Source organism: Aquimarina sp. AU474, assembly GCF_900312815.1.
In the GTDB taxonomy this organism is placed as follows: domain Bacteria; phylum Bacteroidota; class Bacteroidia; order Flavobacteriales; family Flavobacteriaceae; genus Aquimarina.
Genome location: NZ_OMPE01000003.1, coordinates 196,726 through 212,943 on the forward strand (window position 1 = coordinate 196,726; position 16,218 = coordinate 212,943).

13 protein-coding genes and 1 other RNA gene are annotated in these 16,218 nt (G+C 31.8%); 4 read left to right on the plus strand and 10 right to left on the minus strand.

Annotation, left to right across the window (positions count from 1 at the left end):
* Positions 1-38 precede the first annotated feature (38 nt).
* Positions 39-893: a formyltetrahydrofolate deformylase gene (gene purU / locus DK508_RS01220; RefSeq protein ID WP_109298911.1), complete on the plus strand. Its 855-nt coding sequence runs from the start codon at positions 39-41 to the stop codon at positions 891-893.
* On the opposite strand, the gene DK508_RS01225 is transcribed toward purU, so the two are convergent.
* On the minus strand, positions 888-1,844 hold the full coding sequence (locus DK508_RS01225; protein WP_109298912.1) for an MBL fold metallo-hydrolase: 957 nt from the start codon (positions 1,842-1,844) through the stop codon (positions 888-890). The two genes, purU and DK508_RS01225, sit on opposite strands and share 6 nt — an antisense overlap.
* Positions 1,845-1,881: 37 nt before the next feature.
* Here DK508_RS01225 and DK508_RS01230 point away from each other — a divergent pair, with 37 nt between their 5' ends.
* Together DK508_RS01230 and DK508_RS21565 are read left to right on the plus strand one after the other, a co-directional pair.
* Positions 1,882-2,595: a DUF4197 domain-containing protein gene (locus tag DK508_RS01230; RefSeq protein WP_109298913.1), complete on the plus strand. Its 714-nt coding sequence runs from the start codon at positions 1,882-1,884 to the stop codon at positions 2,593-2,595.
* Positions 2,596-2,720: 125 nt separating this feature from the next.
* Entirely contained in the window at positions 2,721-2,900 is a 180-nt protein-coding gene (locus tag DK508_RS21565) for a Lacal_2735 family protein (RefSeq protein WP_109298914.1), read from the plus strand.
* A 9-nt stretch (positions 2,901-2,909) separates the two neighbouring features.
* Here DK508_RS21565 and DK508_RS01240 read toward each other — a convergent pair whose 3' ends face one another.
* The 4 genes from DK508_RS01240 to DK508_RS01255 form a co-directional block, all read right to left on the minus strand.
* Positions 2,910-3,689, minus strand: coding sequence for an alpha/beta fold hydrolase (locus DK508_RS01240; RefSeq protein ID WP_109298915.1), 780 nt, complete (start codon positions 3,687-3,689; stop codon positions 2,910-2,912).
* A gap of 90 nt (positions 3,690-3,779) precedes the next feature.
* Positions 3,780-4,562 carry an ABC transporter substrate-binding protein gene (locus DK508_RS01245; RefSeq protein ID WP_109298916.1) on the minus strand — a complete coding sequence of 261 codons (783 nt, stop codon included), beginning with the start codon at positions 4,560-4,562 and terminating at the stop codon, positions 3,780-3,782.
* 325 nt (positions 4,563-4,887) lie between these two features.
* Positions 4,888-5,706, minus strand: coding sequence for an orotidine-5'-phosphate decarboxylase (gene pyrF / locus DK508_RS01250; protein WP_109298917.1), 819 nt, complete (start codon positions 5,704-5,706; stop codon positions 4,888-4,890).
* Positions 5,707-5,733: 27 nt separating this feature from the next.
* Positions 5,734-6,942 (minus strand): NAD(P)-dependent oxidoreductase, encoded by a 1,209-nt coding sequence (locus tag DK508_RS01255; RefSeq protein ID WP_109298918.1) that lies wholly within the window; start codon positions 6,940-6,942, stop codon positions 5,734-5,736.
* A 110-nt stretch (positions 6,943-7,052) separates the two neighbouring features.
* Here DK508_RS01255 and ssrA point away from each other — a divergent pair.
* Positions 7,053-7,449, plus strand: a transfer-messenger RNA (tmRNA) gene (ssrA, locus tag DK508_RS01260).
* A gap of 147 nt (positions 7,450-7,596) precedes the next feature.
* Here the strand turns inward: ssrA and DK508_RS01265 are convergent.
* The 5 genes from DK508_RS01265 to DK508_RS01285 form a co-directional block, all read right to left on the minus strand.
* Complete coding sequence (locus DK508_RS01265) at positions 7,597-8,523, minus strand: ornithine carbamoyltransferase (protein WP_109298919.1); 927 nt, start codon at positions 8,521-8,523, stop codon at positions 7,597-7,599.
* A 203-nt stretch (positions 8,524-8,726) separates the two neighbouring features.
* Positions 8,727-9,428 (minus strand): thioesterase II family protein, encoded by a 702-nt coding sequence (locus tag DK508_RS01270; protein ID WP_109298920.1) that lies wholly within the window; start codon positions 9,426-9,428, stop codon positions 8,727-8,729.
* Between the two features lie 17 nt (positions 9,429-9,445).
* Positions 9,446-10,255: an aspartate/glutamate racemase family protein gene (locus DK508_RS01275; RefSeq protein ID WP_109298921.1), complete on the minus strand. Its 810-nt coding sequence runs from the start codon at positions 10,253-10,255 to the stop codon at positions 9,446-9,448.
* A gap of 16 nt (positions 10,256-10,271) precedes the next feature.
* Positions 10,272-13,337 (minus strand): cyclic peptide export ABC transporter, encoded by a 3,066-nt coding sequence (locus DK508_RS01280; protein ID WP_109298922.1) that lies wholly within the window; start codon positions 13,335-13,337, stop codon positions 10,272-10,274.
* Positions 13,338-13,369: 32 nt separating this feature from the next.
* Positions 13,370-16,218 (minus strand): amino acid adenylation domain-containing protein (locus tag DK508_RS01285; protein ID WP_160114511.1); only part of this gene is annotated, 2,849 nt, incomplete at its 5' end.

A 16,218-nucleotide genomic window follows, 5' to 3' on the forward strand; every position in this document is an offset into this window, starting at 1 on the left:
TTTCTGGGTATGTTTATCATTAGAAATCGATTTTACTAATGAAAAAAACTACCTTATTAATCAACTGTCCTGACAAAAAAGGAATCATAGCCACCGTTACCAACTTTATCTTATACAAAAAAGGAAATACAGTATATATTGAGCAACATGTAGATCGTGAACTAGGAGAGTTTTTTATGAGATTGGAATGCGAATTTGATCAGGATGAAAAAAAACTTGCTCAATTTAAGGAATCCTTTAATGAGGAAGTTGCCAAAAATCACAACATGCATTGGGAAATGTATGATACAGATAAAAAACCCAAAATGGCTCTTTTTGTGTCAAAATACGATCATTGTTTGTACGATATTTTAGGGAGATATGCATCTGGGGAACTTCATGTAAAAATACCTATCATTATAAGTAATCATATCGATCTTAAACCTATTGCCGAAGCATTTAATGTTCCTTTCAAACATATTCCAATCTCCAAAGAAAATAAAGCAAAGGCTGAAGCCGAGCAAATCGAAACTCTTAATGAACATAAAATTGATTTCATTGTTCTTGCTAGGTATATGCAAATTTTATCCCCAAGTTTTGTAAACAAGTACCCAAATAGAATAATTAATATTCATCATTCTTTTTTACCAGCTTTCCCTGGCGCTAAACCTTACCATTCTGCCTACGAACGTGGAGTAAAAATAATTGGAGCTACCAGTCATTATGTTACTTCTGATCTGGATGAAGGTCCTATTATCGAACAAGAAATTGTAAGAGTATCACACGTGCACAATGTTCAGGATTTTATTTTAAAGGGAAGAGATCTTGAAAAGATTGTTTTATCCCGAGCTATTAAGCATCATATAGAACGAAAAGTACTAGTTTACAATAACAAAACTGTTATTTTCTCATAACGGAAATATGTCTCTAGTAGTTGCAAAACGATATCCTTGTTCTTCGAGTAGAATTCGATCTTCGTTATCTACATCTAAAGCTGGATTTGAATGATTAAAATGTATGAAAATAACTTTAGATTTAATTTCTTCAGATTCATTTTTAAACAAATTCGTAGTTTCTTCTATAAAGGGATGAGGAACCTCTTCCATAGGTCTAGGAATTTCACCATTCTTAAAAAAAGTAGCATCGATAAAAGCATAATCTACTTGCTTTACTTGTTCAACAATATTTTTTTCCCAAAGAGACCACTTATTAATATCCGGAATAAACAACGCAGATTTATGATTACCTATAATCTTATACCCTACAGTTTCAGAATATTCATCTCTATGAGGCACTTTAAAAGAAATTACTCGTAAAGATTTCGTAATAGATAATACCGAATCTTCTTTAATAGGATGTATTATGATATTTCTTAATGCCACCAATTGCGACCAGGGACCATTAGTTTCCAAAAAAGTTTTCATTTTGGGCATCGCATAGATAGGGATTTCTTTTGCCCCCATAGCCTCTCTTCCAAAATACATTAATCCTGTATAATGACCTATATGTGCATGCGTTAAAAATATTCCATCTATTATTGATTTCGACTTCAAATATTCATCATCTAGAATAGATAATTGCTCAGGAAGATCTGGACTGGCCTCAAACAAAAACTTCTTTTTCTCTTTACTATCTATCAACCCTAATGAAACAACTAATTCTTTTTTTATTTCACTATTCTTAACAGCAACAAATTCATCTGTATTATTGATATGAGGGAATCCACCATCTTGGGCAATTCCTAACACAGTGATATATTGATCAGGTTTAATAGACGGTATTATCTTGTCTTTTATCGAATCTTTTTCATTTTTACATGAAATAATTAAAAGAGATAGTGCTAAAAAAATTAAATTTGAATTCATTTTAATTATTTTGTATTCTCAAATCTAACAAGAAATCATGAAAAAAATCCTCATTATATTCGCTATTATACTTCTTTCGGGATGTGCCGAACTTCAACAAGTCGTTAATAGTCTGCCGCAAAGTACTACTGGAGGTTTTGGTGTAAGCAATATCGATATCGGTAATGGATTAAGACAAGCCTTGGATAATGGTATTGATAAACAAGTTACAAAACTTACTCAAAAAGATGGTTTTTATAGAAATCAACTAGTTAAAATACTGCTACCTGAAGAATTACGAAAAGTAGACAAAACATTAAGAGATGTTGGATTAAGTAAACTTGCAGATGAAGGTTTAAGAGTAATCAATCGTGCCGCAGAAGATGCTGTAAAAGAGGCAACCCCAATTTTTGTTGATGCGGTTAAACAGATTACTTTTAATGATGCTCGACAAATTCTTTTAGGAAATGATGATGCCGCAACTGGATATCTTAAAAACAAAACTAGTGCTGCTTTATACTCAAAATTTAATCCTGTAATTAACAAATCTTTTTCTAAGGTAGGTGCCGATCAAATCTGGTCTAATATTATTAATAAATATAACGCTCTTCCTCTAACAAACAACGTAAATCCAGATCTTACAGATTATGTTACTCAAGAGGCATTAAAAGGTGTATATGCAATGATTGCTGTTGAGGAAAAAGAAATTCGAACCAAATTTGGCTCTAGAACTACCGATTTATTAAGAAAAGTTTTCGCTTTGCAAGACTAATTAAAAAAACATATTACTTCGTTCTTTTAACATTTATAACAACTTTAGGTAACGTTAACGCATCCTTAAGAGGGCTTAAAAGTATTATCCTGTAATTTTGTACATCGGTATATAAGAGGATAACAATGTTTACTTGGTTAAAACATAAAAGCGAATTACAAAAGTTACAGTATTCTTACTGTAAACTAATGAAAAGTGCCTACAAAATAGCTATAAAGGACAAAGATAAAAGTGATGAACTGCACAAGCAAGCTCGTGAAATTTTATCCAAAATAAAGAAGATTGAAAGTCAAACTATACTATAAATAATTCTATTAGGATTGCCCAATAAAAGCAATTGTTTCTCGATTAAAAACTTCAGGCTGTTCAACATTTACAACATGTCCAGAGTTTTTAATGACGAAAAGTTGAGATAATTGATGTGATAAAACCACTTTTTGAACCGAAGGCAGAAAAAGATAATCCTCTTCTCCCATAATATACAAGGTTGGAATTTTAATATCTTTTGCTCTAAAAAAACGTAATAAAGGATTAATCTCTGAAGTTAATCTAAACCATCTCACAAATTCTTTTTGGTATAATTTTTTTGCTTCATTAGCAAAAAGTAATCTCGATTGTTTATGATTTTTTTTAGGCATAATAATAAACGCAAAAAACTTGTACAAAAACATATAAGGGATAACCGATTTAAATACGATACCCAACCTCATCAATACCTGAGATCTTAAATTTAATTTCATTATCGCTCCCCCCATGATCATACTTTGCACACGATCAGGATGTTTTTCGGCAAGATTTCTAATTAAAATTGTACCTAAAGATATACCTACAAAATGTGATTTTTGTATTTGCTCTTTATCAATAACTTCTACAATATCATCGGTTATAGAATCGAAAGTGTATTTAGAATTAAATGCATCTTTAAGAGCTGGTTTAGAATTTCCGTGCCCTCGTAGATCTAATAAGAGTACATTAAAATGTTTTCTAAACTCCCTAACCTGTTTAAACCATATAGACGAACTACCTCCTGCTCCATGAACAAAAGTCACCCACTCTATACTTTCGGAATGTTGATATATTGAATAATTAAGCAATAGGAATTGTTTAGCGGATCAAAAGTATGAACTTATTTCGGATTACTGGTATGCTTAACAGTTTTTAAAGAAATGTTTATCCTTTATCTATTAATGCAATGTTTTAAAGTATGAAAACGCATCGCGTAAACGTGATCCGTACCACGAAAAATATTCCCCGTCAACCAAAATAACTTTGGCACTTGGATACGTTTTCTGAGCATCATCTATGTGTTTTTGAGCAAAAGGAAAGGGTTCTGAAGATAACAATATCAAATCCAATTTTGGTAATGAAGCAATATCATTATCAGAAACTTCGGGATAACGGCTCATGTGATCAAAAACATTAGTAAAACCATTTTCTTTTAAAAGGTAATCAATAAATGTATTCTTACCTGCTGCCATCCAAGGGTTTTTCCAAATAAAATAGGCTACTTGTTTTTTTGGTTTGTCTTTTATAAAATTTCGAAAAGATTCTTCTTCCATTTTTATTTCAGAAACAAGTGTTTTGGCTAAGGTTTGCTTTTTAAACATTTCACCATACTGAAGAGTCATTTCTAAAGCATCTGATACAGAAAAAATATCTGAAACATGTACAGGATATTCCTTTTCTAAATATTCTACAATTTCCTTACTATTCTCTTCTTTATTACAAAGAATGATATCAGGATTTAATTTTTCAAGAACATCATAATTGATTTTTTTCGTGCCCCCCACTACGGTTTTTTCTTTTCGCAAATTCGAGGGATGTACACAAAACTTTGTAATCCCCACTATACTATCTTTTAACCCTAGTGCTATTAACAGCTCTGTTTGAGAAGGAACCAAAGAAACAATACGTTTTGGAGTATTTAAAATCTCTACCTCTCTACTCATTTGATCTATAAATATCATAAACTTGATCCTATTTTAACTTCGCAAATAAAACAAACCTTAAAAAACTCTTAAATCATTAATAACTAGCTATTTAAAAATAGTGATTACGCTAAAAAAGTCTTATATTAGAAAGAACAATTTTTTAATTAAATACACGGGGCTATGAATTCAGTATTACTAAACGTTATTATTTACAGTATTATGGCATTTTTTATAGTGTTCATTGTATATGGACTCTATGGATATGCAAAACAAGTATTTAACGCGAATAGACGTTAGTGCTATTCATTAAACAGAAAAGGAAGGAGAATTTTTAGTTAGAAAATTCTCCTTCCTTTTTTAATTATCTTTTCTCTAAGATGAGTTTCATCTCTTCCTGAAGTTCTAAAGCCTTAGCTGCCGCAGCTCTTGCATAATCCTCACTATTAGATGCATAAATAATTCCTCTAGAAGAATTGATTAATAATCCTATTTGATCATTAAGCCCATACTTACACACTTCTTTTAAATCTCCTCCTTGGGCTCCTACACCCGGTACTAATAAAAAACTATCTGGTACAATTTTTCTTATATCGGTAAAGTACTCGGCTTTTGTAGCACCAACTACATACATTAGATTTTCTGAGTTTTTCCAAGATTTTGAAATTTCTAATACTTGTTTATACAGTTCTTTTCCTTCAGTTTTTTTGGTTTGAAAATCAAAAGCACCTTGATTAGATGTTAATGCCAACACAATAGTGTGTTTATTTTCAAACGCCAAGAAAGGCTCTACAGAATCCTTGCCCATATAGGGAGCAATTGTAATAGAGTCAAACTCTAAATCTTCAAAAAAAGCCTTAGCATACATCGTACTGGTATTCCCTATATCACCTCGCTTTGCATCAGCAATAGTAAAAACTTCTGGATAATTTACATTTAGATAGTCAATAGTTTTGGCTAATGAGTTCCATCCTTTTATTCCATAAGCTTCATAAAAAGCAATATTAGGTTTATACGCCACTGCTAAATGATGTGTTGCATCAATAATAGCTTTATTAAATTCAAAAATTGGATCTTCTTTTTCTAATACATGTTTTGGTATTTTATTTAGATCTACATCCAAACCAATACATAGAAATGATTTTTTTTTAAGTATTTGATCAACAAGTTGACTGGTTTTCATACCTCGTTTAAAAAATTAATTATAAAATTATTCTTTACCATCTACATAACCCTGAAGGTAACTAAACCTTTCTGTAAGCTTACCATTTTTGGTCATTCTGGCTCTTTCTAAAACTCCATCTTGATCTCCATTAAAAAATGCTGGGATTACATATTCTAAAAACATCTCTCCAAATCCTTCACTAGCATCTTTAGGTAATTCACAAGGTAAATTATCAACTGCCATTACTACAATTGCTTTTGAGTCTTTATAATCGATTTCAGTTTCGGTTATTGGGTTATACCCATAAATAGGTTCTGAAATAGTCGATGCTCTAATTGTAGAAGCTACAGGTCCATCAATATCACAAGATACATCTGCTACTACCTTAATATTAAAATGATCAGATGCAGCATCATTACGTGTGTAAATAAATGGAGCACCATCACCAAAAAAATGACCCGCTATATACATATCACTCACCTTAGCAAAACGCATAAAATCAGACTCATACGCCTGAGGATTATTATAAAAATCATTCTTATCCTTTACAGTACCATCTTTGCGTTTATTATAGTCCAATACATCAATTTGCACATAAACTGCTTCGTCAAAAGTATTATTTAAGTATTCTTGTACAGAAACTTCTCTCATATTGATTGCATCTAGAACTTCTTTGGCTCCAGAACCAACTTTACCATTACCTGTAAGTACTATCTTCATACCCGGCAAAGCAACCTTAGAGAGTTCTTGTTCTAATGCCTTTTGATCATCAAGGGTTTCTACCTTTGGAAGTGTAAACGTATTATATTTTAACCCCCAAGCTCTAAATCCATTATATGCTCCAACAATACCGGCATACCTTCCAAATCCAATTAATCTAAAGCCATTGGCCCCTACAATCACTTCATGATCATACAACTCTATATTGTTGTCTAGTATTGCTCTTAACAAATCTCTATTATAAGGTTGTTTTTTTATAGTATGAGAAAAGAAAAAATATTTTTTATTGGCTATTAAATTAGAAATAGGAACTTCTTTGACTCCTAATAAAACGTCTGCATCTGATATATTTTCTGAAACGGTAAATCCAGCATCTTTATACAAAGCGTCCTTAAAGACCCTAATATTAGAACTTTCGACTACAAAAGTAGCTTCTGGATACTTAGATTTTACATTTTTGAGGCCATTGGGAGAAAACACAACACGACGATCTGGCGGGTTTTTACGTTCTTTAATAATACCGAACTTGGTCATATATTTTGGTATATATTTTGTTGATTTAAAATTGCGGCTAAAGATATGACAATTATAGTTATCTTTGCCAACCATTTTTGATGTTAAATAGACATTAAACTATGATTTTTGGGGTCGACTGGTTTTGACAGCGAGATGAATAGGATGGTAAGCACGTCGAGCGCTGGGATATAGCTCGTAAATATCATATTTCACTTTTTTAAACGGCGAGAATAACTACGCCCTAGCTGCATAATCCGAATTATAGTAGGATAATGCCTCGGCTCACTAGGTGAGCAAGCAGGATACTCTTCAAAAGCCTTGGTTTATGGCGTTTGGTTTTGAGTATCGTAAAAGTAGACCTAGAAACTATAGGATCTTGATATAGTTTTGAAATTAATTGAGAATAAGGGGTGCGTTGGCGGTTTTTGGCCGGCAATCTCACGAAAATCTAAACAAAAACTAAGCGTGTAGAAAGCTATGTTGTTCCTTGTTTGGACGAGGGTTCGAATCCCTCCGACTCCACAAAAAAAAGCCTCAAATCAATAATGATTTTGAGGCTTTTAAATTTTATATCAAAAATAACATCAACCTGACTTAGTCAAGTACGTTTTAGTTTATGATAAATATTTATTATAAGATTTAGTTTTGGTAAATTGTTATCTATAGCACAGTTTAATTAAAACACCAATCTAAAACGGCTTTTGCACTATGAAACTTGTTTTCTGCTTGCTCAAATACTATACTTTGATCCCCATCAATTACCGAGGCTTCAACTTCTTCACCTCTATGTGCTGGTAAATCATGCATGAAAATTGCTTTAGGATATTTAGATAACAATTTTTCAGTTACCATAAAAGGTTCAAATTCCTTTCTCCAATTCGAATTTTGCTTTACCGTTCCGGTTGTTTGCCACCTTGTCGTATACACAATATCTGCATGTGAAGGCAGTGATGTTAAATCATGAAATTCATAAATTTGGCTATTCCTTTTTTGTGCTTCATTTTGAGCATAACTTAAAACCTCTTTATTTAACCCATAATTTGAAGGTGTAAAGAAGTGAATTGTTACATTTGAAAATTTAGAAAAAGCAAGAGCTAATGCTATTGCTGTATTATTGCCTTCTCCAAAATAAACCAAATTAATTCCATCAATCTCTCCAAAATGTAATTTAATCGTTGTTAAATCCGCTAATGCCTGCGTTGGATGTTCATCGAAAGTCATAGCATTAATAATTGTCATATTACTTTGATCGCTGAAATCGATTAATGGTTTGTAACTTTTCGAAGTTCTTACAATAAATCCATCCAGCATTTGTGAAAGTACTTGTAAAGTATCTTCAATACTTTCTCCTGTATTAATCTGTAAATCATCGGGGCCATAAGAAATTATATTTGCCCCTAAACGTAAGGCTGCCGACGAAAATGATGTTCTAGTTCTTGTAGAGGTTTTTGCAAAATATATGCCAATAACCTTCCCTCTTAATTGTTCCCCCAATTCTACAAGTCCTCTTGCATATTCGGTACCTTTATTAATAATTTCTAGTATTTCTCTATCCGAAATATCCTTAAGGGACAACACGTGTTTTATTTCTTTTTTCAACTGTCTTTTTTTAAAATTATTTTCAATTTATTTTAATTTAAAAACTGAGCATTACTTTTTATAAAACCTTTATTTATGTACTCCTTTGTTGAAAAAATAAATTTTTCAACAAAGTAAAATTTACCATTCTTAGAATGTTTAATTGAGTGCAAAAAAGTAGTAGATCGCTTATATTTTTATATGCTATAGACGTATTTATTCTTTTAGATCAAAGTACCATTTATTATTTCCGAAATTTTATTCATTTCATCATGAATAAAAAAATGACCTCCATTAAAATAGAATAATTTACATATTCCAGAAGTATAATTACTCCACTCATGGCATTGTTCGGCAGTAAAAATATCTTCTTTTCCTAATAAAACTGTGACATCTTTTGAATACCGTTGTATAGAACCATTGAAAATGTATTTTTCGGCCATTTTAAAATCATTCTTTAAAACAGGCAAGAATAATTCTTCAAGTTCTGGGTGTTGGAAAAATTCCGGAGGAGTACCTCCAAGCTTTATCACTTCTTTTTTAAACTCTTTATCATTCAGTAGATGAAAGATGATCTCTTTTTCTTGTAAAACATGAGGTACACTTTTACCAGAATAAAATAAATGCTTCGGCCCGGCCATCTTATGTTTATTAATTTTTTCAGTTAATTCATAAGCTATTAATGCTCCTAAACTATGCCCAAAAAAAGCATAAGGAGTATTTAGTATATCTTGGTGAATTTGATTAAAAACATCATCAATTAATTCATTAAAATTATCGTAAAATGGCTCACCAATTCGTCTACCTCTTCCGGCCAATTCTATTAAAACTAAGTCTATTTTAGGGTGTAACTCTTTACTCCATTGATGATATACCTGTGCAGATCCTCCTGCATAAGGAAAACAAAATAATTTAATTTTACTCATTCTTTTCTTCTCAATATTTATTTAATTGGCCTTATCATTTTTTCTAAGATTTTTGCTTGCTCTATTAAAGCCATTGCAAACAATTCATTAGAATCAAATAATAATAGGTCCGTTTTATAAAAGTTTTTAGGTATTAATGCTAGTTCTGTACATCCAAGGATAACAGCATCTGCCCCATTATTTTTAAAAAAATCTAATGCTTTTTGCATTAAGTAATTAATTTGATGGGAAATCTCGTCAGATTTTGACTTCAGTCCATAATCAACATTGTAAACAATTTCATGGATTACCTCACTTTGAAAATCATATTCTGGTTTAATTACTTCGAAACCCATTTCCTTCAAAATTTCATCATATATCCCTGATACATATGTTCCATTTGTAGATATTACACCTACACGAGAAATATTAGGATGATGATTTTTTATATGTTTACACGTCTCAAATGGCATGTTTAATATTTTGACTTGACTTTGCCTCTTACCAAGTTCATCTAATATCACATTGTAAATAACTGGACTGTGAGAACTATTACATGCTATTCCGATTAATTTGGCACCTGCATTTTCTAATTTCTCAATTACCTTTGCCACTTCGTAACCTGGATTATTAACTATTTTTCCATTAATAAAAGCAGTTCTATCTTCAATGTGTTTAGGAAATGACATCAAAATAGTAGATAAATGATCTTGGTCTTTGACTGCTTTGGTATGCTTGTGAATAGCTCCTACTAAATTAACCCCAGCTTCTGGACCCATACCACCTACAATACCAATAACTGTATCGTCTTTATCGACTAATGATGTATACTCTATACTTGTGTTCATTGACAAAGTTTCTCTTTTAAGCCATAAAAGCTTTATTCTCTGAATACTCTTTTAATTCGCCATTATCCATTTTTACAACTCTATCTGCTACGTGAAAATAATTATCATCATGAGTTATTACAATTACGATTTTCCCATCTTTTTTCATCTCTTGTAACAGATGTTCGTAAAAAAACTTTCGATAGTCTGGGTCTTGATCAGCAGCCCATTCGTCAAACAAGTAAATAGGAGAATCTTCTAGGTAACACTGTAATAATGCAAGTCTTTTTACTTGACCGGAAGAAAGTTGAATTGTATTATAAGTACTATCCGTAATCTCAACTTTATCCTGTAAATCTAAGGTTTCCAAATACTTCTTAACCTCTTCATTATCTTTTACAGTAATATTGTATAATTTACTAAACAATTGTGGTGGGTTAAATACAACTGAAAAATATTCGCTTAACTCAAAATTTTTCATTTTTTCTCCATTAATCAAAAATTCTCCACCATCAGGCTTATATAAACCAGTAAGCAATTTGGCAAGAGTCGTTTTTCCACTTCCGTTACCACCGATTAAAAACAATATTTCTCCTTTATTAACTTCCAAATTAATAGGACCTACACTGAATCCTGTTTCTTCTTCTTCATTTTTAAATTCAAAAGATACATTCCTAGCCTCAATTCGATCCACCTGACGTACTTCAACATTTTTAGAATCAATTAGTTTTAAATTCACTGGGATTTCACTAATAAATTGAGAAACTCTATTCCAAGCAATTCTAAGTCCAACCAAACTAGGTACAGATCCAAGAATTGAATTTATTGGTCCGATTAAATACAAAAGAACTATTATAAAGCTAAGCACAGTATGAAACTGAATATTTGGGAATATTTTTGTTAACCCTATTGATACAATACCCATTAAAACAAGTAACAAAGACTCTCCTACCAAGAAAGCATTAACAAAACGTACTTCTGCCGTTGTAGTTTTCTCACGATATTCATCTGCTATGTCGGCGATATCATTTTTATATTCTAACTTTTTATTGCGATGCAAACTAAGCTCCTTATATCCATTAATCATATCTGCAATAAGATTCATAAATACATTTCTCGTAGTACGTGCTTCTTCATAATAAATATTTGTTCGCTGAACAGTGAAGTAATACACTACAGATATGAATAGAATTAAACAAATAGTAAGAATAGTAGCCCAAAACGCAATAGATGCTAAATATAAAAAAGCTCCTATCGCTGTTATTATGCTTGTTACTAATGAAACAAAAAGATTGGTAGAGCTTCCTATAGTACTTACATCATCGTTCAACGCTGTATAAACTCTTCCTCTTTCTATCTTTTCGAAACTTTGAAATGATGTAGAAAATATCTTTTCTATTAAATCAACCCTTAGGTTATAAACTAGTTTACGAGTTAACTTAATCAAGCTTACTTGTACAAATTTTCTTCCAAAAAGATATAATCCACCTATCAACCCATAATAAAAAGCCAAATATTGCCACTCGATTTCTGAGTTAATCATAGATGTTACCATAATTATCACTATAACATTAGAAAGACCGGCGAGTACACTAAGAAAAACTATACCTGGTAATTTTTTCCAGTAAATATTACTTTCTGGAAAAATAACACTCACTATATAAACAAAGTAAGTAAAGAGTATTACAATTGGAATAAGCTGCATTAACACTTCAAGACTAATCGGACTCCATACTAGAACAGATTCCCAAGTAAATCCTAACAAAGTCTCAGGAAGCATATAGATACCGTAAACGAAAGGACTAATAAAAACTATAGGTTTAAAAAGTTTAATAATGGTAGATAGGTTAATCCTGTTAAATCTTCTTCTTCCCTTTATGATATTCGTAATTACAAATACCAAAAAAGCAAATACAACTAATGAAAAAATGATCAATACAATTGAAATTGAAGAGTACATTGTATCATTCCCATCACCAGGATGTACATCATTTTTTTCATCTAAATCATTAGTCATGATTCTAGAAACCTGACTTCCTATGAGTTGAGTGGTTTCGCTATTACAATTTGTTAGGATAGCAATTCCCAACCTCTGATCAGGACGTATAGAAATATAAGAACTAAAATTAGGGTTTAATCCATCATGAAATAATTCTCCGTCTCCTTTTAAAGAAACATGCCATCCCCCACCATATGAAAAAACACCATGAGGCGCAACGGTTTTATCTCTTAAATGCCCTATTCTAGATGCTTTAGCAAGTTGACTTGAGTTTGTTTTACCTAAGTGCAAATTGATCCATTTAGTAATATCTTCAGCATTAGAAATCACGTACCCGGCTGCATTATTCCCTTTAAATTTGGGAGCATTATATTCTCTAGGGCTGGAAAAACCAATCTTGTAACCAGATGACATCAGAGAATTATCTTTTGGCACCCCTATTGAGGTATTGCTCATACCCAAATTATTAATAATTTCTTCTTGAAGATAGGTTTCAAAAGGTTGTTTCTTTACTTTTTGAATTATCAATGCCAGTACATCATATCCAATAGTTGCGTATTCATATTCCTCACCCGGAAGGTTATCAAGTTCTTGACCAATAAGTTTCCGTACTGTTTGTTCAAGAGCATCATCTTCATTACTTTGTGGTATCATAGAAATTGTTCCCCAAGGTATCCCTCCAGTATGGTGAAGTAATTGTCTTAAGGTGATATCTACCTTTTGACCATTATAGGTAGCATAAAACCAAGGTAAATAGTTAGAAACAGGTTTAGAAAGATCTATTTCTCCTTTATTATCAAGGTCAATGATAGCTATAGCCGTAAATGCTTTACTCAACGATCCTAATTCAAATAAAGTACGCGGAGTTATTAGTTCTTGGCTTTCTAAATTTGCATAGCCATAACTCTTAATAATACTCTTATCTCCTGTAGTAATGACTAAGCTTAATCCTGGAATATCGCCTTCCTTCATTAAACTAGTTACTTTTTCATCTATTTGCCTGACTAATTGGTTTTCTTGAGCATAAGAATCATGTAAGCAGAATAAAGCCACACAAAAAGCCAAAAAAAGCACTTTTTTAATGTAATTTTTATTGATCATCATTTTAAATTAAATTTTATTATTATTAGTTTTTTTTAGATGTTATTTATTACCTCTGGTAGTTGAAATACTCCAGGTTCTTTTAGTATAGAATAGTGATCTCCCTGAACAACATAAGAACTGATTTCTTTCTCAAAATAATCAGTAAAGCTTTCAATAGTAGTAGGGCTGGAACTTGCCTTTATATATATTAATTGAGTCTCTAATTTGTCTTTCATTTTGAAACTAATAAAAGCGCTATACAAGGACCTTATGGTATTTACGTTAGTTATTAGATGTTCTATGGCAATTTTGTCTATATCAGGAATTAACATTTTAAAATACTCTGGAAGAGCTTCTACCAATTCTTTATTGTCCTTTTTTATTAATATTGGTATACATTTCTTCCATAGACCTTCTATTGAATCTATTTTATCCAGTTTAATCTCTTCTTCTTTTAATAATTTGGTTAATAGATCTTTTTCTTCTTTTATCGAAAGTGAAAATATTTTAGAATCATCAAAACTAGGTACTTGAGAATCTATCATAAACAATTGATGTACTGTATCACCTAAATGTTTCATCTGACGTACAATTTCATAAGCAACAATTCCTCCAAGACTCCAACCCAAAAGAGTATAAGGTCCTTTGGCTTGTATTTGTTTTATCTTCTTTATGTAGTTCGTTGCCAGTTCTTGTATTGTTAACTCTTTAGGGCTAAAACTTGTAATTGAAGTATTCCTTATTCCCCAACAATTATAACTCTTAAGCAATCCTGCTAGTTTAATATATCCGTTAATATCTCCACTTACATCATGAATCATAAACAAGTTATTCGTTGTTTCTGATTTACTTATCGAAATAATTGATTCTTTTTCTTTTACAGAAGTTTGAATTTTAGGTAAACTGGAAATGTGCTCTGAAATACTTCTGATTGTAGTTCTTTTAAAGATCTCTATTAATGGAACCTTTACATTAAATACACTTGATAATCGATTAACTAAATCATTAACTTTAAATGAATTCCCCCCTAACTCAAAGAAGCTTCTGGTAACACTAATCACATCACTATCTAAACGTAATATATCACCCCAAATCTCTACTAATTTCTCTTCTACTTCATTTGAGGCAGGCTCATAGGCCGCTCCTGCACTAATTTCTGGAACCGGTAAAGATTTGTGAGCAACCTTACCATTAACCGTTAACGGAATCGATTCTAGATGAACATAATATGTAGGGATCATATACTCTGGTAATACCTCTACTAAATGATCTCGTAGATCTGATGCCAATAATTCCTCTTCTGATACATAATAGCTTGCCAAATATCTATCAGATTCACTATCTCCACCTAAAATTACAACAGCCTCTTCTACTCCTTCATATCGCTGTACTTGATACTCGATCTCTCCCAACTCTATACGATAACCTCGTAACTTAATTTGAAAATCTTTTCTACCTAAGAAATCTATACTACCATCTGCTAACCATCTACACAAATCTCCTGTGCGATACACCTTCTCTCCTGCGTGATATGGATTATCAACAAACTTCTCTTTTGTTAAACTATCATTATTCAAATACCCTACACTTACTCCTGCTCCTCCTATACATAGCTCTCCTATAACTCCTATTGGACATAAATGACCAAACCTATCGATTACATAAAATGAAGTGTTATCAATGGGTTTACCAATAGGGATTCTTATATCAGATTCTTTAAAATCACACTCATAATAAGAAACATGTACTGTAGCTTCTGTAGGACCATATAAATTAATAAGTGCTGTATTATTAGCAGCATATAAGGTATCTCTAAAACTATAAACATGATCTATACTTAAAGCCTCTCCACTCGAAAAAACTTGTCGTAAACTCTGCAATCTAACCATATCAGCTGTGCTTAAATCTGAAAGAAAAACACTCAACATCGAAGGAACAAAATGGATCACTGTAACTCCATTAGTGTCTATCCCATCAATAATCGAACGTGGATCCTTCTCCCCTTCCGGTGGTAATAAATAAAGACTCGCTCCACTGATAGACCATCTAAATAACTCCCATATGGATACATCAAAAACTAATGGGGTTTTTTGAAGCAACACATCATCAATAGTCAATGGATATTTATCCTGAGCCCACTGTAATTGGTTTACTACAGAATGATGCTCGATCATTACTCCCTTGGGTTGACCTGTACTACCAGAGGTATAAATCACATAAGCCAAATCTGAACCACTAACATCTCGCAAGTACTCCTTATCCTGATTCGCTATCTTTTGATCTAATCCATCAATATCTAAAAACGTTATATCCTCTCCTAAAACAGAAGTATCGATATGCTTTTCATGACCAATTAATACTCCTAAACCCGAATCTGAAACTATAGATCGTATACGATCCAATGGTTGTTCTATCGATAATGGAAGGTAAACTCCTCCAGATTTCATGATCCCAAAAATCAAGGGAATCAAATCCGCTTCCCTATCTATTAATAATCCTACAAGGTCTCCTTTCTTTACATCTAATTCGTTCTGTAGATAAGCTGCTATTTGATTAGACTTAACTCGTAATTTCTCATAAGTAATACTACCTTCTGCATATGTTACGGCTACCCTATTAGGATTAATTTTCACTTGTGCTTCAAACAAATCTATAATCGTCTTATCTCTTGGATAATCAACCTTAGTATCGTTAAATGTTTGTAATAATAATTGCTCCTCCTTTTTATCTAATAATACTATATCACTTAGCAAAATATCGGGATTGGATAATACGGTATCGACAATACGCTCAAAATAAGTAACAAAACGAGCTATGGTATCCTGATCAAATAAATCAGTAGCATATACATAGTTTAACAACAAACCATCATCTCCCTCTAAAACATCTAAGGTTAAATCAA

Bases quoted from the DNA above. Each gene is read 5' to 3' on its own strand.
- purU (WP_109298911.1), top strand. From the start codon at position 39: ATGAAAAAAACTACCTTATTAATCAACTGTCCTGACAAAAAAGGAATC.
- DK508_RS01225 (WP_109298912.1), bottom strand. From the start codon at position 1,844: ATGAATTCAAATTTAATTTTTTTAGCACTATCTCTTTTAATTATTTCA.
- DK508_RS01230 (WP_109298913.1), top strand. From the start codon at position 1,882: ATGAAAAAAATCCTCATTATATTCGCTATTATACTTCTTTCGGGATGT.
- DK508_RS21565 (WP_109298914.1), top strand. From the start codon at position 2,721: ATGTTTACTTGGTTAAAACATAAAAGCGAATTACAAAAGTTACAGTAT.
- DK508_RS01245 (WP_109298916.1), bottom strand. From the start codon at position 4,562: ATGATATTTATAGATCAAATGAGTAGAGAGGTAGAGATTTTAAATACT.
- pyrF (WP_109298917.1), bottom strand. From the start codon at position 5,706: ATGAAAACCAGTCAACTTGTTGATCAAATACTTAAAAAAAAATCATTT.
- DK508_RS01255 (WP_109298918.1), bottom strand. From the start codon at position 6,942: ATGACCAAGTTCGGTATTATTAAAGAACGTAAAAACCCGCCAGATCGT.
- DK508_RS01270 (WP_109298920.1), bottom strand. From the start codon at position 9,428: ATGAGTAAAATTAAATTATTTTGTTTTCCTTATGCAGGAGGATCTGCA.
- DK508_RS01275 (WP_109298921.1), bottom strand. From the start codon at position 10,255: ATGAACACAAGTATAGAGTATACATCATTAGTCGATAAAGACGATACA.
- DK508_RS01280 (WP_109298922.1), bottom strand. From the start codon at position 13,337: ATGATGATCAATAAAAATTACATTAAAAAAGTGCTTTTTTTGGCTTTT.